The following is a 22,735-nucleotide window of genomic DNA, read 5'->3' as shown; positions in this document are numbered from 1 at the left end:
CTTTATAGCCGGTGATCCGTTCGCATTCGTTCCCGGCGCGAACCCAGCCAGTTTGACGTTCGGCTACGCCCAAATGCCCTTCGGCAATTGTGCCGATGAAGGATGCCGCAAAGACCACACAGGCTAGAATTTCAAACTGAGACATTACCATATCGCAGCGTGCGCTTGCAGAACGAGAGGAGAACGTGTAGCGTACATACATGATTTGTACCGTCATCCTGCGGGTGACCGACCGGTGGTCAGCGTTTCGGCCGTCGGCGCTCGCACAGCCAGAAAAGGCTTGAGACGAAACGCGATGCTCACCGAGAAACAGAAAGACCTGCTGCTGTTTATCCACGCGCGCATGCAGGAACGCGGCGTGCCCCCTTCCTTCGATGAAATGAAGGATGCGCTGGATCTCCGGTCAAAGTCCGGCATTCACCGGCTCATTACGGCCCTCGTGGAACGCGGGTTCATCCGCCGCCTGCCGCACCGGGCGCGGGCCATCGAAGTGATCAAACTTCCGGACAATCAGAGTGTTGGCCAGGGCGCAGGCGCGAGCGCGTCGGTCGCTTCGATCGCACCGCAGCGCGGCGGTTTCCAGCCGAGCGTGATCGAGGGCTCGGGGCCGCGGGCGAGCGTTGCGCCACCACCGCCTTCGCACGTCATCGACGCGCGGACGGTTTCGATCCCGGTCATGGGCCGGATCGCCGCCGGTACGCCGATCAGCGCCATTCAGAACCACACCCACGACATCGCCGTGCCGCCCGACATTCTGACGAATGGCGAGCATTTCGCGCTCGAGGTGAAGGGCGATTCGATGATCGAGGCGGGCATCCATGACGGCGATACCGTCATCATCCGGCGCTGCAACAACGCCGAGAACGGCGACATCATCGTCGCGCTCGTCGAGGGCGAGGAAGCGACGCTGAAGCGGCTGCGCAAGAAGGGCTCGACGATCGCGCTCGAAGCCGCTAATCCGGAATTCAAGACGCGCATTTTCGGGCCGGACCAGATCGACATTCAGGGCCGGCTCGTCGGGCTTCTCAGGCGCTACTGAGCGTCGCTGGCGGGTGGTATTTCGGCGGCCGGGTCTACTTCGGGCCAGTCGCTCGCAAGTTCGGCCCCCTCCCCCGGATCATCTTCGGCACGGGTTCGCGGCCCGGCTTCGACCTGTTCAGTCGAGCGCACCTGCGCGGTTGGCGGGGGTGTCCCCGCCCCCGGCGTCTCCACGATACGCGGCTTCGGCAGTCCGGGCGTCTTCCGTTCCGGCATCACGCTCCAGGGCCGTTCGCCGCGATGGGCGGCGACGGTTTCGAGGCGCACGCGCGGTTCCGGGCTATCGTCGCTCCGGTCGACATAGAGCGCATAGGCGCCGTTACGCCAGCGGTCGAAAACATCGATGACGGTTCGCGGGACCGCGCAGTCTTCCGGCTTCGGGTCGTTGATGACCAGCACGTCGGCGTTCAGGCAATCGTCGGCGATGGCGGCGGGATGCTGAGCGACGGCGACAGTTGCGCCTTTGACATGGGCGATGCATCCGGCCGCGTCGCATGTGAAGGCGTCGCCGCGTTGGGCGTCGCGAGCGGTGCGGCCATCGCCGTCGTATTCGAGCCAGCGGTCGAGATCGTATTTCGAGCCCTTCGCCGGCAGCGCGGAAAGCTTTCCGGAGGCGTCGCGCACGGCGATCAAGCCCTTCTGGCCGATCAGAATATCGGGCCGCGGCATCCAAGGCGCGACGAGCAGACCGAGAAACACGAGAGCGACGCCCAGAAGGCGGATGCGTGTCTGCCAGAGCGAAAGCCATATTCCGCCCGTGAGCATCAGCACGAACGCCAGCGCTGGAATTTCCGGAATGTGGCCGACGGCGCCGGGCAACGCGCCGACCTTGTTCGCGCACCACGCCATGCCTTCGATGCCCCAGCCCATCGGCTTCAGACCGATCCATTCCAGTCCGAACGGCATCAGCACCATCGCGAGCAGCGCCGACGGCATAACGATGATGTTGCAGATCGGAATGGCGATCATGTTGCCGAGCACGGCGTATTGCTGGCTCTGGTGGAAATTGTAGGCGGCGAACGGCGCGACGGCGGCGCTCGCGACAAGAGTCGAGGCGATGATTTCGCCGAAGAATTTCACGATCTTCAACAGTGGGTTCGGCCGTGACTCCCGTCCGAGGAAATTGCTCAAAGTCTCGTGCGACGCGATGAGCGCGGTGACGGCAGCAAACGACATCTGAAAGCCGGCATCGAGGAGACTTTCCGGATAAACGAGGAGGATCAGGAACGCCGCGAGCGCCACGTTGCGCAATGCCAGCGCCGGACGATCGAGAAGGACGGCTCCGAATATGATCAGGATCATCAGCGCCGAACGGACGGTCGCAAACTGTCCGCCGGAAATCGCGAGATAGGCGATCGCGCTGATTATTCCCAATGTGGCCGCGATTTTTTTGATCGGCAACGTCAACGCGATCAGCGGAACGGCGGCGAGCATCAGACGGACGGAATAGAACACGGCGCCGGCTGCGATCACCATATGCAGGCCGGAGATCGACAGGATGTGAAAGAGGCCGGAATTCTTGAAGGCGTTGTTCGTCTCGGCTGTGATGCCGCCGCGCTCGCCCGTTATGAGCGCGAGCGCGATTTCGCCGGTTTCTCCCGGCAAGGCCTGGCGAATGCGAACGGCAATTCCCTGGCGAACGGTTTCAATCGCCTGGCGATACCACTGGGTAAGCGTGCCGGATTCCTCGTGCCCTTCAATGATGGGTGCCGCGAAGGCATATCCCACGGCGCCGACGGAATCGAACCATGCGGTGCGGGCGTAGTCGAAACCTCCGGGCAGCTGCGGTTTCGCAGGCGGCGACAGGTTCGCCTTGATGCGAATGCGGTCTCCCGGCGCTGCGAGCACGCGCGCGGACATCGTGCGGATGCGAATGACCGCGGGGGTTTGACTGGCGCTCAAGCCTGCGATCTCGGGCTTGCGTATCGTGAGCCGCTGGCCGCGCGGGATCTTCGCTTCGACCATAGATACGGTGCCCGTGACCTCGACACTGTGGAGGGCTTTGGTCAAAACCGGCGCGCGCACGGCTTCGACACGCAGCTTTGCAAGCGCAAAGCCGGTTCCGGCCAAAACGAAGGCCATCATCATGGTTGCGGACAACGTTCCGGAGCGCACGGTCGAACGCAAGATGAGCGCCAGCACGACAGGCGCGAATGCCATCAGCGCCGGTGGCTCGACGGAGAGTGCGAAGTAGGCGGCGATGCCGGCGCCGAGACAGACGGGCGCCCAGAGAAAAAAGCTTTCCCGTTCCGCGTCGAACAGAAGCGCGGCACGGCTAAGGCCACGCTCCGGTTGCGCCGGAAATCCGATCTCTGGCCCCGCCGTTTCGACCGACATGCCCCGCCCAATTGCAAGCCAGGCCGATTTTTGCGGCCTCTTAACTTGTTCCACCTCACATGCTACGAGCGGAGCCTCATTCCCTCAATGGCAGGCGAGCAAAAAGGTCCAATGTCCGAGACCGTTACACCGAGTGCGCCCATCGTACGATTTGCACCCTCTCCGACGGGCTATCTGCACATCGGAGGCGCGCGCACGGCGCTCTTCAACTGGCTCTATGCGCGCGGCCGTGGCGGACGCTTTCTCCTGCGCATCGAGGATACGGATCGCGAGCGCAACAACGAAGCGGCGGTTGCTGCCATCCTCGACGGCGTGAAATGGCTCGGCCTCGAATGGGACGGTCAGGTCGTCTCGCAGTTCTCGCGCGCGGACCGGCATCGGGAGGTTGCGAACGAGCTTCTCGCCCGTGGCGCCGCCTATTACTGCTATTCGTCGCCCGCCGAAATCGAAGCCGCACGCGAGAAGGCCAAGGCCGAGGGGCGGCCGCAGATTTTCCTTTCACCCTGGCGCGACCGCGATCCGGAGGATGCGCCGAAAGACGTGAAGCCGGCGGTTCGCCTCAAGGCGCCGCGCGAGGGCGAGACGATCGTCGACGATCACGTGCAGGGCCGCGTGGCATTCCCGAACAAGGATCTCGACGATCTGATCATCCTCAGGTCCGATGGCAATCCGACGTACAATCTCGCCGTCGTCGTCGATGATCATGATATGGAAATCACGCACGTCATCCGCGGTGCCGACCATCTGACCAACGCGGCGCGGCAGACGCAGATTTATCAGGGCATGGGCTGGCACGTTCCGGAATTCGCGCACGTTCCGCTCATTCACGGGGCGGACGGCGCGAAGCTTTCGAAGCGTCACGGTGCGCAGGGCGTCGAAGAATATCGCGACATGGGCTACCTGCCGGTTGCTCTGCGCAATTATCTCGTGCGCCTCGGTTGGAGCCATGGCGATGACGAGATCATTTCAACGGATGATCTCATCCGCTGGTTCGACATCGACGGCATCAACAAGAGCCCGGCGCGGCTCGACTTCAAGAAGCTCGACGACTTGAACGGCTACTACATCCGCGCCGCGCATGACGAGGAACTCGAAGAGCACGTTCGCGGAATGCTGCCGCATCTCAATTTTCAGGCGCTCCTGGAACTGCCGTCCGATCCCAAAGCTCCGGCGCGTCCGGACGTTGCTTTGGCGCGCGAGGTGCTGCGGCAGCTTCCCGCCGTTTCGACAGGCAAGGAACTCGCGGATCTCTTCGGGGCCAAGGGATGGGGAAAATTCACGCAAGCCATTCCGTCGCTCAAGGAGCGCTCGAAGACGCTCGCGGAACTCGTTGGCGGCGCGTTGTTCATCGTTGCCGAGCGGCCGCTGAAGCTTGAGGACAAGGCGGCGAAGCTGCTCGGACCGGAAGGCCGCGCCTCGAATGGCGAGGTGCTTAAACTCTTGTCAGAGGTCGGTGAGGCGGAATGGTCCGCCGCGCTCTTGGAAGCCAAGGTCAAAACCTACGCGGAAGAGAAGGGCTTGAAGCTCGGCAACGTCGCGCAGCCGCTTCGCGCGGCGCTCACGGGGCGTTCGGTTTCGCCACCCGTGTTCAACGTGCTTGAGGTGCTCGGGCGCGAGGAGAGCCTCGGCCGGATTGCGGATGCCGCCGGTTAACCCCGACGTGCGGCACCTTAACGATCTCTTGCCGCACCGCAAAAAATCCGTTAAATCCTTCATTAGCCGATTGCTTTTTTGAAGGCCGCCATACGTACACCGGGCCGCCGACATCAGCCCCGTGCACGGGAAATGCGATAGTTACTTCAGGCATCGGTCGTGTCTTCCGGGGTGAGGTTGCGAGCATGAACATCCACGACAAAGGTGCCAAGGGCGGAACGAAGCCCAGCGCAACATTGACGGTCGACAATAAGCAGGTTCAGCTTTCGGTGCGTTCCGGCACTATTGGCCCCGACGTCATTGACGTTACGAGCCTCTATAAGGACACCGGCTGCTTCACCTACGATCCGGGCTTCACCTCGACCGCGAACTGTAAGAGCTCGATCACCTATATCGATGGCGACAAGGGCGAGCTGCTCTATCGCGGCTATCCCATTGATCAGCTCGCGGAAAACACGAACTTCCTGGCGGTCTGCTATCTCCTTCTTTACGGCGAGCTGCCGACAAACAGCGAGTTCATCGGCTTCCGTAAGACGATCACGAACCACACGATGGTTCATGAGCAGATGACGCGATTCTTCACGGGCTACCGGCGTGACGCGCATCCGATGGCCGTCATGGTCGGAACGGTCGGCGCGCTGTCATCGTTCTATCACGACTCGACCGACATCAACGATCCGGCGCAGCGCGAGGTCGCTAGCCACCGCATGATCGCGAAGATGCCGACGATGGCGGCAATGGCCTACAAATATTCGATGGGCCAGCCCTTCATCTATCCGCGCAACGATCTCGACTACACGTCCAACTTCCTGCAGATGTGCTTCGCCGTTCCGTGCGAGCCCTACATCGTCAATCCGATCATCTCGCGGGCGCTGGATCGCATCTTCATCCTGCATGCCGATCACGAGCAGAACGCCTCCACCTCGACGGTGCGCCTGGCGGGCTCGTCGGGAGCCAATCCCTTTGCGTGCATCTCAGCCGGCATCGCTTGCCTTTGGGGTCCCGCACACGGCGGCGCCAACGAAGCTGCGCTGAACATGCTGAAGGAAATCGGCACCGTCGATCGCGTTCCTGAATTCGTGAAGCGCGCCAAGGACAAGTCGTCCGGCTTCCGGCTGATGGGGTTCGGCCATCGCGTCTACAAGAACTACGATCCGCGCGCCAAGGTGATGCAGAAGACCTGCCACGAAGTGCTCGATGCCCTCGGCCACGGCGACGATCCGCTGCTCAAGGTTGCGATGGAACTGGAGCGCATCGCGCTTCAGGACGAGTACTTCATCGAGAAGAAGCTCTATCCGAACATCGACTTCTATTCCGGCATCACCCTTCGGGCGATGGGTTTCCCGGTCGATATGTTCACCGTGCTGTTCGCCGTCGCGCGGACGGTCGGCTGGATCGCGCAGTGGAAAGAAATGATCGAGGATCCGGAGCAGCGCATCGGCCGTCCGAGGCAGCTCTACATCGGACCGCCGCGCCGCGATTTCCCCTCGGCCTGATCCGCCACAACCGACAACACGACACCTGCTGCCGCCTCGCTTGGACTCGCGGCGGCGGGGCGAAGCTTTTCCGGCGCGAGGCTTAGTCCTTCGAGTTGCGCCGAGCGAGCATCCGTATCGCTCAGAAGCGGCTCGATGGCGTTTGCCAGATTTTCGGCCGTGCACGCCTCCTGCAGATATTCGGGATAGACGTTCCGGCCGATCACGAGGTTTGCCAACACGACGCTCGGCACCTTCAGCAGGAACCTGAGATTCGCCATCACCTTGTCGACCTTGTAGGCGACGACCGACGGCGTGCCGGCGAGCGCGAGTTCGAGGGTCACGGTGCCGGATGCCGCGAGCGCGGCGCGGGCAAGGCGCATCGCCGCGTATTTGTCGTCAGGGTCGATGATGTGCGGCTTCGGCGTCCATGCCACGGTTTTCGCGACGATGCGATCGCGCAAATGCCGGACGGCCGGAATGACGACTTCGATCGGCCCCTTCGACGACGCGACGCGTGCTACGGCCTCGCCGAACACGTCGATCAAGCGTTCGACTTCCGACGTGCGGCTGCCCGGGAGAACGAGCACGACCGGACGGTCAGGCGCGAGACCAAGGCGAGATGCGAGGCCGTCGGCATCGGCCTTTTGAATTTCATCGAGCTTTTCGATCAGCGGATGACCGACGTAAGTGCAGTTTGGGCCACCGAGGCGCGCGTGCGCTTCCGGCTCGAACGGCAGAAGCGCCAGGATATGATCGACGTAGGGTCGCATTTTCTTGGCGCGTCCCGGTCGCCAGGCCCAAACGCTCGGACTTACATAATCGACGATCGGGATATGCGGCGCGCGCTTCCTGATGCGTTTCGCGATCGGGTGGGTGAACTCGGGGCTGTCGATGATGACGACAACGTCCGGCGCGAACGCGATCGCCGCGTCGACGGTCTGATAAACGCGGCGGATGATGCGTGGAAGCTTCGGCAGGATGGACATCGGGCCCATGACGGCGACGTCTTCGATTGGGAACAGGGATCGGAAGCCCAGCTCCGTCATCTCCTCGCCGCCGACGCCCGAGAACGAAATCGGCCCGGCATGTTGCGTCTTCAGCCCGGCGATCAGCTTGGCGCCCAGCGCGTCGCCCGAATGCTCGCCCGCGACGAGAAAAATTTTCAACGGCTCCGGTCCTGTTTCCGACTGTGAAGAGGCGACGAACATTGCGGAACTGTTTGCCAAGCGAATGACACTGGAAGACGTCGCGAGAGCAGCGGCGTTGCCGGTGGTCACGATGCCTGTGAGGTGCGCATCCCGAGCGGCAGCCACCAATGGTTCGTCGAGCCGATATTTTTCGCCGACGACGAGGATGCCGCGGCGGCGCGTATTCTTCCCGCGCAGCGATCTCACACGTTCTGCGACCGCTGCGGGCTCGTCCGATGTGCCGACGGCGAGGATGCGTCCGCCGTCGATGACGACCGCCGAGCCGCCGCCAAAAGACGACAACGCGGAAAGAACACCGGCGGCGCGCGCGACATCCGCTTCGGCCGCAGGATTGATCGGAAGATCGCCCAGCACGTCCGTCCGGACGTCGGCGAAGCTCGCCGTCTCGCGCTTCCCTTCACCGGCTTTTATGCCGGCAATGAAGAGGCCCCGCACGACGGCATTCGCGATCATGGCGGAGCGGTTGGCGGCGAGCACATGATCAGCCATGACAGCGATGCCAGCCAAGCCGGCAGCGTCGGCGCCTAGGACCGTGTTCGGACCGATGGCGGGGAGATCGACGCGAAGGTCCTGCCCGGGCTTTGGACGCTTGACGAGAACGCCATAGCGTTCGCTGTCGCCGCGGGCCCGGCGCGCGTCGGCGACGCGTTTCAACATGCGGTCCGTGCCTTCCGCACCCTCGATCGCTTCGATGTGGCCGCGGCTGACGACCGCTGCCTGGCCGATGTCGAAGCGTCCAAGTGCGGCGACGAGATCGAAACCGTGCGCGATGTCTGCAGCGTTCTCCGCTGATGGCAAAGTTGCCGTCAGATTGACTTCGCCGATGAGAAGTTCGGGCGCTACTTCACCGACGCCAACAATATGAAGGCCAAGCGTTTCGAATTGCGCAAGCACGCCGCGCAGCACGGCGTCGTCGCCGCCTGCCTTCAACAGTTTCACGACGGCCGGAGCGAGCCGCAGGAATGCGAGGTCAGGACGCGCCGTCAAAAACGAAGGGCGCCGATAACCGCCGAGCAGCAGCGCATGACTGATGCCTGCACTCCGGAACGCCGTCATCGCGCGTCCGGGCTGCGCCCAATTGACAACGGTATGCGGGAACGCGGCGAGCGCCGGATCGGCGGCGCCCTCGACCATGATGACGTGAACCTCGCCGCCGCGGCGCGTGACGCTTTGGGCGACTTCAAGAGGAAGCGAACCGGCTCCAGCGATGATCCCGATGCGCTTCATCGGACCGTCCATTGGCGGTTTCAGCTCTCTTCGCCGTTCTTCGGCGTGCACAGCGATCGCTTCCCGCCCTGGCGTATGAACGCGAGAATTTCCTGCACCGAGGCGTGACCGGCAAACTCTTCGGCGACATCTTCCATGCGCTCGATGAGCGTGCCTTCAGCAGCGAAGAGCAGCCGGTAGGCACGGCGAAGATCGTGAATGTCGTTCCGCGAAAAGCCGCGCCGTTGCAGGCCGACAATGTTCAGCCCCGAGAGATGGGCGCGATTGCCGAGCGCCATGCCGTAGGGGATGAGATCGTTTTCGAGGCCCGACATGCCGCCGACGAAAGCGTGATGGCCGACGCGGGCATACTGAATGATGGCGGCGCCACCGCCGATGATCGCAAAATCACCGACGTTGCAATGCCCGGCCAGCATGACGTTGTTCGAGAAGATGACGCCGTTGCCGACGTGGCAATCGTGGCCGACGTGGCTGTTCGCAAGGAAGGCGCAGCCGTTGCCGACGACCGTTACCGAACCGCCGCCTGCAGTACCAGGGTTCATCGTCACGCCTTCGCGGATGATGCAATCCGAGCCGATCGAAAGCGAGCAAGGCTCGCCCTTGTATTTCAGATCCTGCGGCTGATGGCCGATCGATGCGAATGGAAAGATGCGCGTGCCGGCGCCGATATCGGTCGTTCCGGCAACGACAACGTGGCTCACGAGTTCGACGCGCTCGGCGAGCGTCACTTCGCGGCCGACCACACAGAAGGGCCCGACTTTAACGCCGGCTGCCAACTTCGCCCCGTCTTCGACGATGGCCGTCGGATGGACGTCCACGTCAGCCATTTTGGCTCGCAAACGCGCGCGCATCGGCGGTGTCCGCCAACATGGCGCTGATTTCGGCCTCGGCCACCGTTTTGCCGTTGACCTTCGCTTCGCCCTTGAAGCGCCAGACGCGGCCGCGATTGCGGATCTTGCGCACGTGGTAATGGAGCTGGTCGCCGGGCAGAACGGGCTTCCTAAACTTGGCGTTGTCGATGCCCATGAAATAGACGAGCTCGGCCTTGTAGTCGTGACCGACGTTCGAGACGCAGAGCGCGCCTGCCGTCTGCGCGAGGCCTTCGATGATGAGCACGCCCGGCATGACGGGGAACTGCGGGAAGTGGCCCTGAAAGAACGGCTCGTTGATGGTGACGTTCTTGACGCCGACGCAGCTCTCGTCCGCGTCCATGTCGTACATCCGGTCGACCAGAAGGAACGGATAGCGATGCGGCAACAGCTTCATCACCCGGTTGATATCCGCGGTGCCGAGGGTTTTGACCGCCGTTGCCTTGCCTTCCATCGTCGTGTGCTCCAAAAAAATTATGCTCGAACGACCGAGCCTACCGGGGCGTCAGCCTTCGTCAGGCTCCGGCGTCCCGTCCTCATAGCTGTCTTTATCGCGCGCGACGAGCCGCTTGATCATGGCCTGTTCACGCGCGGATTCGCGCAGGGGCTTCGCTGGGGTGCCGAAATAGCGGGCACCCGGCGGCACGTCGTGTGTCGGGTGCGAAGCCCCGCCCACCTGCGCACCGCTGCCGATTTTGATGTGACCGACAGTTCCGGATTGACCGCCCATGACGACGAAGTCGCCAAGCTCGGTCGAGCCTGAGATGCCGCACATCGCAACGATCACGCAATGGCGACCGATGATGACGTTGTGCCCGATCTGGACGAGATTATCAATTTTCGTGCCCTCACCAATGATCGTATCCTTAAGGGCGCCGCGGTCTATGGTTGTATTTGCTCCAATTTCGACGTCGTCCTGGACGATCACACGGCCGATTTGAGGCACTTTGAGGTGTCCGGTGCGGCCCATGGCGAATCCAAAGCCGTCCTGGCCGATGCGGGCACCGGAATGGATGATAACCCGGTCGCCGACGAGAGCGTGGGTTATGGTCGCCAGCGCGCCGATGAAGCTGTCCCGTCCGATCGTTACGCGCGCCCCGACGACGGCGCCCGCGGCGATACGGGTCCCTGCACCGATTTGCGCTTCACGACCGATGATCGCGCCGGGCTCGACGATGACCCCCGGCTCGAGCTTCGCCGTCGGATCGATGGGCGGAGCGCCTGCGGTGGCCACCAGAGGCTGCATCGCACCGGGATAGAACAGCGCCAGAGCGCGGGCGAAGCCATGATAGGGCTGCTTGGTGATGAGCTGCGTCGTGCCGGCTGGAACGCGTTCGGCGAGCGCCGGGACGACGAGGCAGGCTCCGGCTTTCGTCGCATCAAGCTGGGCGAGATATTTCCTGTTGTCGATGAATGAGACGTGGGAGGCGCCCGCCTCATGCAGCGGGCGCACGTCATCGATTTTGACGGTGGCGTCCGCGCCGCTCGGAATTTCCGCGCCGGCGGCCACTGCTACTTCGGAGAGTGAATAAGGTCCGGCGCGTTCAAAGAATCCGGGATGCTCCATAACGCCGCCTCCGGTCGCCGTGGTTACAGTTCTGTCAGTGTTGGAGGGGTTGAATGAACGACCGGAAGGATGTTGGCAAGTCCCTGACGGCGATAGCCCATTCCAGCGTGCTTAAACCCATAGGAAAAAGAGCGGCGCTGATGGCGCCGCTCTCGAATTTAGCAAATCTTCGGGCCGTTCGGCTCAGACTTAGAACTTCGTTTGTGCACCGAAGCGGAAGAACTGCGTCTCGTCGTAGCTCTCCTTGGTGATGACCTTTGCGAAGTCCATGCGCAGCGGGCCAACCGGCGAGTTCCACATCAAGCTGCCACCGACAGACGAGCGGACTGAGCTGCTGTCTCCCAAAGTGTCCGTACCAACGGACGCGATTGCACGCTTTGCACCTGCCGTCGCGTCCCACAGCGAACCGGCGTCGGCGAAGACAGCGGCGCTGATGCCCAGATCGTCAGGCACGTAGGGGATCGGGAAGCGGACTTCGGCAGTCGCAGCCCAGTACTTCTGGCCGCCGAGCGCATCTGAGTTCGGCGAATTTGGACCGATGTCGCGCGGGCCATAGCCCGACCGATCGAAGCCGCGGACCGTCTCGCCGCCTTTGAAGAAGGCATCGAGCAGTCGAACGTCCTGGCCACCCCAGCCCTGGATCATGCCGCCGACGGCGCGGCCGACGAAGGTGATCTTGTCGGTGATCGGGTAGTAGAAGCGACCTTCGGCATTGACGCGCCAGTACTGAGCGTCGCCGCCGAGACCCGCGAAGTCATTGCCGACTTCAATGTAGTAACCCTTGTTCGGATTCTGCGCGTTGTTGCGCTTGTCGTAGCTGATCGTGGTGCCGATGAGCGACGTCCAATAGGCGCTGTTTTTGCAGTTGGGAGTATCACCAAGTGTGAAATCGGTGGCGCCGCAAGCCTCCTTGATCGCAGCCGAAGCGTCGTTCGAGACGTTGAAGATTTCATCACGCGAGATCGAGTACGCCGTCTGCATCCAGAGGTTTTCGGCAATCGGGAAGCCGAGACGAACCTGGCCACCCAACTTCTTCTGTTCGAAGCCGGACTGCTGCGTGTAGTCGAGCTGCTTGTAGAAAAGGTCGAAGCCGGCCGCCAAGTTGCGGTCGAGGAAGCGCGGTTCGGTGAACGAGAAATCCACCTGCATGCGTTCGAAGGAGCCAGCGAGTTTCAGGCGAACGAACTGGCCATTGCCGAACAGGTTGCGCTCGGTGATCGACACGTCGCCGATCACGCCTTCACTCGTCGAGTAGCCGGCGCCGAACGAGAGTTCACCCGTCGACTGCTCTTCAACGACCACATCGAGGACGATACGATCAGGCGCCGATCCGGGACGCCGCTTGATGTCGACGTTCTTGAATAGTCCAAGACCCTGCAAGCGCTTCTTCGCGCGATCAACCATCAGCGTGTTGAAAGCGTCGCCTTCAGCCAGGCGGAATTCGCGACGGATCACGAAGTCCTTCGTGCGCGTATTGCCGACGATGTTGATACGTTCAATGTAAATACGCGGGCCCTCGTCCACGACATACGTAATGGCGATCGTGCGGCTTGCCGCATCGGGGATCGGACGTGGGCGAACGCGGGCGAACGCATAACCTTGGTCCGCAATGCTAAGCGTCAGCCGTTCCGCCGTCTTGTCGATTTGCGACGCGTCGTACGTAGTGCCAGCCTGCGTCAGCAGATCACCGGTGAACGTGCTGCCATCGATGCCCGGCAGCGAGCTTTCCACGTTGATCGCGCCGAAGGTATACGGCTGGCCTTCGTCGATCGCGAACGTGATGAGGAAGCCCGAACCATCAGGATCAATCTCGGCGTTTGCAGCCGTGACGGAGGCGTCGGGATAGCCGTTCTTGAGATAGTATTGGCGGATGAGCTCGCGATCGAGGTTCATACGGTCGGGGTCGTAGACCGACGTGCCCTTGAGGAAGTCGAACCAGCCGGCCTGCGTCGTCGAAATGATGTCGCGCAGCTGGCTATCTGAGAAGGCGTGGTTGCCGACGAAGTTGATGCCCTTGACCTTCGTCGCCGCGCCTTCGTCGATTTCGAAGACGAGGTTGACGCGGTCTTGCTCGAGCTGAATGATTTTCGGTTCGACGGCGGCGGCGAAGCGGCCCTGCCTGCGATAAACGTCGAGAATGCGCTGAACGTCAGCCTGAGCCTTGGCGCGCGTGAAAACCGTGCGCGGCTTCAACTGGACTTCACCGGTCAGGGTCGCAGTGTCGACCTCGCTGTTGCCCTCGAAGGCAACCTGATTGATGACCGGATTTTCTTTGACCGTGATGACGACGGTCTGGCCCTTGTAGTCCATGGAAACGTCGGCGAAGAGGCCGGTTCCGAACAGGGCTTTGATCGACGCGTCGATCTTCGAGGCATTGTAGGGATCGCCCGCCCCGAACTGCAGGTACGAGCGTACAGTTTCAGGTTCGACGCGCCGGTTACCGACGACTTCGATGTTCTTGATCACACCCTGAGCCGACGCGGGACCGGATATCCAGGCAGCGTCACTCATGGCGACCATCGGCGAGAGAACCGCAAGCGCCACAATAAGGCGCAGTCCCGCCAGGATGATCCTAAATTTCTGCATACGCGGAATTGCCCCCGTGTGCCGCCGACCCCCAAATTCACATGCGAGCTGTCGGCGGCAGCGTCACACTCATGCGTATTCTCGTTCGTCGTTTTTTATAGGTCTTACTGGTCTTTTTTGAAGTTTCTTATGGTCGTTAAGGCTCTTAGTTCCCCAGCGCTGCAACTCACGACTTCAATTCGGCCCCCCGATTCGAAGTCCTAACCTGCTGCGCACCATCACGCTTTTAACGATTCAGAAAGCCTCCGCAAAGTGGTAAGTTTACGCCACTCACTCAGGATTCCGCATGGATTCAGCCGGTACCCGTCAAACGCCGCCAAACGTTCAAAATGTCGTTGAAATTCACGAAAACCATCAACATCATCAACAGCGCCAAACCGACCTGAAAGCCCATTTGCTGAAGGCGTTCGCTCGCTGGCTTCCGGCGTATTGCTTCGACGGCGTAGAACATAAGGTGTCCGCCATCGAGAACCGGTATCGGCAGCAAATTCAAGAAGCCAATGTTCGCCGAAATGAAGGCGATCCAACGCAACATCGGCTCGATGCCGAGTTCCGCAACTTTGGCCGTGACCTCGGCCATCATGATCGGGCCGCCCATTTGCTCGGCCGATTGACGGTGGGTGATGATGTCCCGAAGGCCAGCCAGCGTCTGCGTTAAATTGCCGTATGTCTCGGACACGCCGAGCATTACGGCTTCCGGCAGACCAACCTGAACCGTTTTCACTTTATCTGGGGAAATCGCGCGCTGAATGCCGATAAGGCCGCGGCGGAATGTACGCCCCATGGCGTCCTTCTGCTCGTCAACACTTGGGGTTGCATTGAGCACAAGGGTATCTTCGCCACGTTGTATGGTAAACTTCAACTCTTCTCCGGCGCTCGAGCCGACGATGCGCTGCAGGTCATCGAACTTTGCGATCTTCGCGCCGTCGATGGCGAGAATCATGTCGCCGGGCTTGAAACCGGCCTTCTCGGCCGGCGAGTTGGCGACGACCGCATCGACCAGCGGCGGCAAAATATGCAGGCCGACAGTGGCATTGAGGGCCGAATAGAGCACAATGGCGAGGAGGAAATTGGCGAGCGGTCCCGCCGCAACCACGGCCGCGCGCGCTCCGACGGACTTCGAATGGAACGCCCCTGCCTTCTCGGCCGGAGACAGCTTCTTCTCGCCTCCGAAGGAGGACGCGTTGTCGTCGTCGATGAACTTGACGTAACCGCCCAGCGGGATCCAGGCGAAGCGCCAGCGCGTGCCATGCTTATCGTAAAACCCATATATTTCAGGGCCAAAGCCGATCGAGAAGGCTTTGACCGTAACGCCGCACCAGCGCGCCACGAGGAAATGGCCGAGCTCGTGAATGAACACGACCAGCGTCAGTACGAGCAAGAACATGATCCCGTATTGCCAGATCCCACCTGCGACCGACGTCAAAAATTCCATTTGAAAATCCTTTGAGTGCTGTTTCGAACAGCGGGGTCGAAAAGCCTGCGCCCGCGAACCCTAATAGCTACTGAGTTTGTCTTCCGACAGATAGCGAGCCAACTCGTCTACGGCCAGTATATCGTCCAGGGTTTCGGCGGGGCAAATCGCGCCCTGCCGCTCCGCTGCGTCAAGTGTTTCCTCGACGAGGGCGGCAATGTCCAAAAACTTGAGCCGGCGGTCAAGGAAGGCCTTAACCGCGATTTCGTTGGCGGCATTCAAAACCGCGGGGGCCGTGTCGCCTCGCTGCATCGCCGCTTTGGCAACGCGCAACGCCGGAAAACGGGTTTCATCAGGGGGCTCGAACGTCAGCGTCGCGAGGCGGGCGAGGTCGAGCTTCTCGGTCGGTGCGACCATGCGGTCGGGCCAGGCGAGCGCGACGGCGATGGGTGTGCGCATATCGGGCGCCGCCATCTGGGCCAGCACCGAGCCGTCGACGTAGCTCACCAAGCAATGGACGATCGATTGCGGGTGGACGATGCAGTCCAACGCGTCGACCGAAATGGGAAACAGGTGAAACGCCTCGATCAGTTCGAGGCCTTTGTTCATCAGGCTGGCGCTGTCGATCGTGATTTTTGCGCCCATCGACCAGTTCGGATGTTTCAACGCCTGTTCGGGCGTCGCGGCCTGGATCTGCTCGTACGTCCAGGTGCGGAACGGGCCGCCGGACGCCGTCAATACGATCTTCTCGATGGCGCTCGGATCGGCGCCGACCAACGCCTGAAAAGCCGCGGAATGCTCGCTGTCCACAGGCAACAACTCGGCGCCGGAGCGCGCGACCGCGGCCGTGAAGACATGTCCGGCAGAGACGAGACATTCCTTGTTCGCGAGTGCGACGCGGGCTCCCTGCGATGCAGCAGCAAACGTCGGCCGCAATCCGGCTGCGCCGACGATGGCCGCCATGACGCAATCGGCGGGCTCGAGCGCCGCTTCGACAAGCGCCTCGGCGCCGCCCGCGGCTCTGATGCCGGTTCCGGCCAACGCGTCCTTCAATTCGCTCAAGCGGCTTTCGTCGCCGATCACCGCCAGCTTCGCCTTGTGCTTGCGCGCGATGGAAGCAAGCTCACCGGCGTTCGATTGGGCCGTCACCGCGACAATCTCAAAGCGGCTCGGGTTGCGCGCGACGAGATCGAGCGTGCTCGTGCCGATCGAGCCCGTCGCGCCGAGGACGGAGAGGCGCATCGGCCGGGATACGTCCGCAGGTCCGGGACGCGCGGCCGACGCCAGCCCAGTCAATCGAGAAGGAACGCTAGCTGTCACTGCCATTCGCCTATGATCCGTAGAGGAGTGCGCGTGCGGGAGCAAAAGCATCGATGCCGAAGCCGATCAAGGCCGCCAGGATGCTCGCGGTGACGAGGCCGTCCATGCGATCCATGAACCCGCCGTGCCCCGGTATCAAGTCACCTGCGTCCTTCAATCCGAAATGCCGCTTCAATGCCGATTCTGCCAGATCGCCCCATTGGGCCACCAATCCTATGGCAAGACCGAGGCTCGCAAGCCATCCGGGGCTGCCAGTCCCGGTGAAAAATGCAAACAGAAAACCGGCGACGGCTGCGGTGATAATGCCGCCCAAGAGACCTGACCACGTCTTGTTCGGCGAAACCTCGGGCCAGAGCTTCGGGCCGCCGATGGTTCGTCCGGAGACGTAGGCGGCGATGTCCGTCACGGCGACGGACAGCACCACGAAAAGCGTTGCGAGAAAGCCGAGCGGTTCATCCGACCGGAGCCATCCGAGCGCCACGACCGGCAAGGCCGTGTAGAACACGCCAGCGCCCGAAAGCCGCGCCCGGCCGGTTCCTATGGCAAGAGCTGCAACCACGGCCGCACCCACGAGCGCCACGGCAACGCCCCAACCGGCCATATCGTTGAGCACATAGATTGCGGCTACGAAGACTGCAGCGATGTGAGCGATAAGGGCGCGGTCCGGCATGTCACCCCTGACTATGCGGCCCCACTCCCAGCTCATCGCCGCGGCGACTAGGAACGTCAGCACTATGAAAGCTTCCGGGCTCCAGTAGAGCATGACGAAGGCAATAATCGCGATGGCGACGCCCGATACGATGCGCAGCTTCAGCTCTTGCGGGATGAAGTCGAGTGCGCCCCAAGGAAACTGTCGTTGATTTTCGGGACCCTCGGCCGGCATCGTCCTGGCCCTCAAGCGGTCGAGCGTTTGGAGAGGCCGCCAAAGCGGCGCTCACGCGAGCGAAATTCTTCGATGGCGATTTCGAAGGCGGCCTTGTCGAAGTCCGGCCAGTAGCAGTCCAGAAAGACGAATTCCGAATAGGCCGTTTGCCAGAGCAAGAAGTTCGATAGCCGCATCTCACCCGATGTCCGGATCAAGAGATCGGGATCGGGGATGCCGGATGTGTCGAGCGCGTTGGCGATGCGTTCGACGGTGATGTCCGAGGGATGCAGCTTGCCTTCCGCCACTTGCTCGGCAAGCTTGCGCGCGGCGCCTGCGATCTCGGAACGCGAGCCGTAATTGAAGGCAATGACGAGCGTCAAAACATCGTTGCCACGGGTCAGCTCGACGGCTTCGTCGATCAGCGTCGTCAGCTCGCTGTCGACGTGCTGACGCTGTCCGATCACCCGGATGCAAACCCCGGCCTCATGCAGCTCGGCAAGATCGCGCCTGATGAACCGCTTCATCAGGCCCATGAGATCGTCGACCTCTTCGATCGGGCGCTTCCAGTTCTCGGACGAAAAGCTGAAGATTGTCAGATACGTGATCTTCAGCTCGATCGCGGCGCGGACAGCGCGGCGGACGGCTTCGACACCCTGGCGATGTCCCAGCGCTCGCGGCAATCCGCGATCACGCGCCCACCGCCCGTTCCCGTCCATGATGATAGCGACATGACGCGGCGGGACGAGAATTCCGGACCCATCGTCGGTAGGCTTCGCTGCTGCCGCCACTGTCGAATGGCCCCTGGGATCAAGATCTCAGTATCACTTGCATGCCTTCCTGCTCCCAAAAGAGCAGGAGATCAAACCTTCTGAATTTCGGCTTCCTTTGTGACGAGAGTCCCGTCGATCTCCTTGATGAGACGATCCGTCAGCTCCTGGACCTTCTCGGAATTGCCCCGATGGTCGTCCTGGCTCATTTTGCCGTCTTTCTCAAGCTTCTTCAGAACGTCCATTGCTTCGCGCCGGACGTTGCGGATCGAAACCTTGGCCTGCTCGGCATATTTATGGGCAAGTTTGACCAGTTCCTGCCTGCGGTCGGCTGTCAGCGCCGGGATCGGCAGGCGGAGAATCTGACCGTCGGTGATGGGGTTGAGGCCGAGGTTCGCTTCACGGATCGCCTTATCGACGGCGATGACGTTGCTGCGATCCCAGACTTGAACGGTGATCATGCGCGGCTCGGGCACGGAAACCGTCGCGACCTGGTTCAAGGGCATGCGCGAGCCGTAGACCATCACCTGGACAGGATCGAGCAAGTTGGCACTGGCGCGACCGGTGCGAAGGCCCGAGAACTCGCGCTTCAGAGCGTCGATCGAGGCGCGCATGCGCTTTTCAATTTCTTTGATGTCGTGATCTGCGAGTGCCATTTTCCTATTCCTCCAAGCGCTCGAAAGCTCAAAACCATCGCCGCCGCAGAAGGCGGCGCGAGGACGGGGCTTTCAGCGGCTTTCAGCCGGTTCCCTCGATAAGGGTCTGGCGCGCTTCCCCGCGCAGAGCTTTCAAGAGATTTCCGGGTTCTTCGATCGAGACCACAATTAGCGGAAGTCCGTTATCGCGGGCAAGGGCAATGGCCGCGCCGTCCATCACTTTGAGATCCTTGGCCAAAACTTCCGAATAGGTCAGCTTATCGTAGCGGACCGCGTCCTTATGCTTCTTCGGGTCGGCGGAATAGACGCCGTCGACCTGGGTCGCCTTGAGGACGGCGTCGCAATTCATCTCGATGCCACGAAGGACGGCCGCCGTGTCGGTCGTGAAAAAGGGGTTTCCCGTCCCCGCCGCAAATATGACGACGTTGCTCCGGGCGAGGTAGGCCAAGGCCTTCGGACGGATATAGCTCTCGCACACCGTCGGCATCGGAATGGCCGAGAGGACGCGAGCCTGGACGCCGCGATGATCGAGCGCATTCTGCAAGGCCAGCGCGTTCATCACGGTCGCCAGCATGCCCATGTAATCGGCCGTGGCGCGATCCATGCCCTTCGCCGCGCCGGTCAGTCCGCGGAAAATATTGCCCCCGCCCACGACAATGGCAATTTCGGCGCCTTCCGCGACTGCGGCGGCCACATCGTTCGACAAACGGTCGGCGACGGACATGTCGATGCCGTAGGGTTGCGCGCCCATCAGAGCTTCGCCGGAGAGCTTCACCAGCAGCCGCTTGTATTTGAGACCCTGCGCTCCAGGCATCCGCTTCACTCCCATCGGCACGACAATTGACTAGCCATGAAAAACCGGCCGGTCGCAGGGACCGGCCGGCTGATACCTAACGCGCTTGGACGATTCCGGCCAGCCTACCCGGCCATTCGACCGGGCAAAAGCTCAACCGCCGCTCGCGAGCTTGCGGACTTCCTCGCCGAAGTCCTCTTCCTTCTTGTCGATGCCTTCACCGAGCGCGAAGCGGATGAAGCCCGTGACCTTGATCGGCGCACCGGCCTTGCTCTCGGCTTCCTTGACGGCCTGAGCGACCGTCTTGGTGGTGTCGTGGATGTACTGCTGCTCGAGCAGGCAGTTCTCCTTGGCGAAAGCCTTGATGCCGCCCGAGATGATCTTCTCGAGAACGTCCGGCTTCTTGCCCTGGTTCTTGTCGGCGAGAATTGCCTTCTCGCGCTCGATCACTTCGGCGGGCACCTCGGCGATGTCGAGGGCAACGGGGCTTGTCGCGGCGACGTGCATCGCGATCATGCGCGCGAGTTCGAACAGCGTCGGCTCGTCGCCAGCGCTTTCGAGCGCGACGAGCACGCCGATCTTGCCGAGGCCGTCAGCCACGCGGTTGTGGACGTAGTCGGCGACGACGCCATCCTTGACGGCGAGCGCCGCGGTCCGGCGAACGGTCATGTTCTCGCCGATCGTTGCCACGGCTTCCTGGATCGTCGTCTCGACGGTGTTCTTGCTGCCGGGATAGGTTGCAGCCAAAAGCGCCTTCAGATCGCCCTTCGCGGCCGGGGCCAGCGCGGTGATCTCGCGGACAAGCGTCTGGAACTGCTCGTTGCGGGCAACGAAGTCGGTCTCGGAGTTCACCTCGACGACAGCGCCTTCGCGGCCCTTCGCGACGATGCCGATGAGGCCATCGGCGGCGACGCGGCCGGACTTCTTCGCGGCTTTCGACAGGCCCTTCTTGCGGAGCCAATCGACAGCGGCTTCGATATCGCCGTTGGTTTCGGTCAACGCCGTTTTGCAATCCATCATGCCGGCGCCGGTCATATCGCGCAGCTTTTTCACATCTGCGGCGGTGATCGTCGTCATTCTGTCACCTATGAGGTTCGAGGCGCCACGATGGGCGCCTCATATCAGTTCATTCACAGTCGTGCTTCAGAAGCACGTCAGTTCGATGTCAGGTGCCAACGCCGATCAGACGGTGGCTGCCTCGACGAGCTTCTTGGCCTGAGCGACCCAGTCTTCCTTGGCGATCTGACCCCTGAGCTTCAGCTGACGGTCGAGCGACTCGGCGTACTCCGGAGTGAGGTCGGCGATCTGCCAGAAATGGTAGACGCCGGTATCGTTCAGGCGCTGCTCGATCTTCGGTGTGATGCCGGTGATGCGCTTCAGGTCATCAGCTTCGCCGCGCGGCGCTTCAATGCCCTTGAAGACGACCTTCGGCAGGTCCTCAGCGGGCGGCGTTTCGGATGCACCGACGTCAACGCCGGCGGCGCCCTGCGAGCGCTCGAGACCATCGAGAGCGGCGCGTGCCATCAGATCGCAATACAGCGTGATGGCGCGGCCAGCGTCGTCGTTGCCCGGAACCGGATAATCGACGCCGTCCGGATCGCAGTTGGTATCGACGATCGCGACGATCGGGATGCCAAGCTTGCGTGCTTCCTGGATGGCGATCGATTCCTTGTTCGTGTCGATGACGACGAGGAGATCCGGCGTGCCGCCCATGTCCTTGATGCCGCCGAGCGACTGGTTGAGCTTGTCGCGTTCGCGCGTGAGGTTCAGGATTTCCTTCTTCGTGCGGCCCTGCGGATCGGCAAGAATCTCGTCGAGCTGGCGAAGACGGCGGATCGACTGCGAAACGGTCTTCCAGTTGGTCAGCGTGCCGCCGAGCCAACGGTGATTGATGAAATACTGGGCGCTGCGCTTTGCGGCTTCAGCGATGCCCTCGGACGCCTGGCGCTTCGTCGCGACGAACAGCACGCGACCACCGCCTGCGACGGTGTCGGAGACCTTGAGCAGCGCCTGATGCAACAGCGGCACCGTCTGCGTCAGATCGAGAATGTGGATTTTGTTGCGCGACCCATAGATGAACGGTGCCATCTTTGGGTTCCAGCGGTGGGCCTGGTGGCCGAAGTGAACGCCAGCTTCCAATAGCTGACGCATGTTGAAGGCAGGAAGTGCCATCGTAACGTTTCCTTTTCCGGTTAGACCTCCGCGAGACTTGAGAAGAGATTTGCTAGCCTTTTCAGGGTCTTAGCTCGTCTCCACCGGAGCACGATGCGGGGCTTTTCATCCGCATTGCGCGAGCGTCTCGCGTGTGAGATGGCGGCTATATACGGGGGATCGTCCGATTGCGCAACCCACGGGTGACGTTTGATCGCCGTGCCCGGATTCGGGAGGGCCCGAGGCCCATCTTCCCCTCGCCCGCTTATTGAAGAAAAAACGCACCGCGACCGGCGGTCATTGCCGCGGCTCGCAGTGCGCCTATGATTTTTCAGGCTATTTTATCGGCGGTTAGGCGGGTGCAGTGATGCAGGCGAGGCGGTCGACGTCGACTTACTTACTGCACTTGCCGTCGAGGGTCGATACAGCCTGGTCCATCGCGGTTGCTTCAGCCGATCCGTCGGCAGCGTCCTGGCCTGCGTCCCATGCGTTCTCGAAATCGTCGCCGAGCGTCTTGAAATAGCCGTCGATTTCATCGCCAGCAGCTTGAGCTTTCTTCTCGTCGTCGCCGATCTCGTCCATTTTCTTCGACATTGCGCAATAGGCTTTGACCTTTGCCGGGTCGGATGCGGCCGCCTCGAGATTCTTCTTGATATCGGCAGCGCCCAATTTTTGGTCGGCAGCGTGAACGCCCGGAGCGAGCAGCAATCCAGCGACCAGGGCGGCGTAGAACTTGGACATGTTTTGCCTCTTATTTGGCTAGCTCAATGGAGCGGAGCTATGTACGCAAACTGTGTCAGAAGAAG

At 61.8% G+C, this 22,735-nt stretch carries 18 protein-coding genes; 3 read left to right on the top strand and 15 right to left on the bottom strand.

Annotated elements, in window-relative coordinates:
- Window positions 1-295: 295 nt before the first annotated feature.
- Complete coding sequence (gene lexA / locus AB4Z24_RS21315; RefSeq protein WP_441711465.1) at window positions 296-1,039, top strand: transcriptional repressor LexA; 744 nt, start codon at window positions 296-298, stop codon at window positions 1,037-1,039.
- On the opposite strand, the gene AB4Z24_RS21310 is transcribed toward lexA, so the two are convergent.
- On the bottom strand, window positions 1,033-3,375 hold the full coding sequence (locus AB4Z24_RS21310; protein WP_441711463.1) for a ComEC/Rec2 family competence protein: 2,343 nt from the start codon (window positions 3,373-3,375) through the stop codon (window positions 1,033-1,035). The genes lexA and AB4Z24_RS21310 overlap by 7 nt on opposite strands.
- A gap of 111 nt (window positions 3,376-3,486) precedes the next feature.
- Between AB4Z24_RS21310 and gltX the strand changes: the two genes are divergently transcribed.
- Both gltX and gltA read left to right on the top strand, forming a co-directional pair.
- Window positions 3,487-5,028 (top strand): glutamate--tRNA ligase, encoded by a 1,542-nt coding sequence (gltX, locus tag AB4Z24_RS21305; protein WP_441711461.1) that lies wholly within the window; start codon window positions 3,487-3,489, stop codon window positions 5,026-5,028.
- 185 nt (window positions 5,029-5,213) lie between these two features.
- Window positions 5,214-6,524: a citrate synthase gene (gene gltA / locus AB4Z24_RS21300; protein WP_441711459.1), complete on the top strand. Its 1,311-nt coding sequence runs from the start codon at window positions 5,214-5,216 to the stop codon at window positions 6,522-6,524.
- On the opposite strand, the gene lpxB is transcribed toward gltA, so the two are convergent.
- The 14 genes from lpxB to AB4Z24_RS21230 all read right to left on the bottom strand — a co-directional run bounded on the left by lpxB (window position 6,485) and on the right by AB4Z24_RS21230 (window position 22,670).
- On the bottom strand, window positions 6,485-8,941 hold the full coding sequence (gene lpxB, locus AB4Z24_RS21295; RefSeq protein ID WP_441711457.1) for a lipid-A-disaccharide synthase: 2,457 nt from the start codon (window positions 8,939-8,941) through the stop codon (window positions 6,485-6,487). The two genes, gltA and lpxB, sit on opposite strands and share 40 nt — an antisense overlap.
- Before the next feature lie 20 nt (window positions 8,942-8,961).
- A complete protein-coding gene (gene lpxA, locus AB4Z24_RS21290) occupies window positions 8,962-9,768 on the bottom strand; it encodes an acyl-ACP--UDP-N-acetylglucosamine O-acyltransferase (protein WP_441711455.1) in 807 nt (268 codons plus the stop codon).
- Complete coding sequence (gene fabZ / locus AB4Z24_RS21285) at window positions 9,761-10,264, bottom strand: 3-hydroxyacyl-ACP dehydratase FabZ (protein WP_441711453.1); 504 nt, start codon at window positions 10,262-10,264, stop codon at window positions 9,761-9,763. Before fabZ ends, lpxA begins: the two co-directional genes overlap by 8 nt.
- Window positions 10,265-10,315: 51 nt before the next feature.
- The gene (lpxD, locus tag AB4Z24_RS21280; RefSeq protein ID WP_441711451.1) at window positions 10,316-11,377 is read right to left on the bottom strand and encodes a UDP-3-O-(3-hydroxymyristoyl)glucosamine N-acyltransferase; all 1,062 of its coding nucleotides are present in this window, start codon (window positions 11,375-11,377) and stop codon (window positions 10,316-10,318) included.
- A 189-nt stretch (window positions 11,378-11,566) separates the two neighbouring features.
- A complete protein-coding gene (gene bamA / locus AB4Z24_RS21275; protein ID WP_441711449.1) occupies window positions 11,567-13,963 on the bottom strand; it encodes an outer membrane protein assembly factor BamA in 2,397 nt (798 codons plus the stop codon).
- A 292-nt stretch (window positions 13,964-14,255) separates the two neighbouring features.
- Complete coding sequence (rseP, locus tag AB4Z24_RS21270) at window positions 14,256-15,398, bottom strand: RIP metalloprotease RseP (protein ID WP_441711447.1); 1,143 nt, start codon at window positions 15,396-15,398, stop codon at window positions 14,256-14,258.
- Between the two features lie 60 nt (window positions 15,399-15,458).
- Window positions 15,459-16,703, bottom strand: coding sequence for a 1-deoxy-D-xylulose-5-phosphate reductoisomerase (gene dxr / locus AB4Z24_RS21265; RefSeq protein WP_441711445.1), 1,245 nt, complete (start codon window positions 16,701-16,703; stop codon window positions 15,459-15,461).
- 4 nt (window positions 16,704-16,707) lie between these two features.
- Window positions 16,708-17,580 carry a phosphatidate cytidylyltransferase gene (locus AB4Z24_RS21260; protein WP_441711443.1) on the bottom strand — a complete coding sequence of 291 codons (873 nt, stop codon included), beginning with the start codon at window positions 17,578-17,580 and terminating at the stop codon, window positions 16,708-16,710.
- Between the two features lie 11 nt (window positions 17,581-17,591).
- Window positions 17,592-18,350 (bottom strand): isoprenyl transferase, encoded by a 759-nt coding sequence (locus tag AB4Z24_RS21255; protein ID WP_441711442.1) that lies wholly within the window; start codon window positions 18,348-18,350, stop codon window positions 17,592-17,594.
- Window positions 18,351-18,421: 71 nt separating this feature from the next.
- A complete protein-coding gene (gene frr / locus AB4Z24_RS21250) occupies window positions 18,422-18,985 on the bottom strand; it encodes a ribosome recycling factor (RefSeq protein ID WP_441711440.1) in 564 nt (187 codons plus the stop codon).
- Window positions 18,986-19,067: 82 nt separating this feature from the next.
- Window positions 19,068-19,799: a UMP kinase gene (pyrH, locus tag AB4Z24_RS21245; protein WP_441711438.1), complete on the bottom strand. Its 732-nt coding sequence runs from the start codon at window positions 19,797-19,799 to the stop codon at window positions 19,068-19,070.
- A gap of 132 nt (window positions 19,800-19,931) precedes the next feature.
- Window positions 19,932-20,855 (bottom strand): translation elongation factor Ts, encoded by a 924-nt coding sequence (gene tsf, locus AB4Z24_RS21240; RefSeq protein ID WP_441711436.1) that lies wholly within the window; start codon window positions 20,853-20,855, stop codon window positions 19,932-19,934.
- A gap of 105 nt (window positions 20,856-20,960) precedes the next feature.
- Window positions 20,961-21,950: a 30S ribosomal protein S2 gene (locus AB4Z24_RS21235; protein ID WP_441711434.1), complete on the bottom strand. Its 990-nt coding sequence runs from the start codon at window positions 21,948-21,950 to the stop codon at window positions 20,961-20,963.
- 372 nt (window positions 21,951-22,322) lie between these two features.
- Window positions 22,323-22,670 carry a hypothetical protein gene (locus tag AB4Z24_RS21230; RefSeq protein WP_441711433.1) on the bottom strand — a complete coding sequence of 116 codons (348 nt, stop codon included), beginning with the start codon at window positions 22,668-22,670 and terminating at the stop codon, window positions 22,323-22,325.
- Window positions 22,671-22,735 lie beyond the last annotated feature (65 nt).

The organism is Hyphomicrobium sp. 2TAF46 (assembly GCF_052114865.1).
Classification (GTDB): domain Bacteria; phylum Pseudomonadota; class Alphaproteobacteria; order Rhizobiales; family Hyphomicrobiaceae; genus Hyphomicrobium_B.
This window is presented reverse-complemented; position numbering and strand designations above follow the sequence as displayed.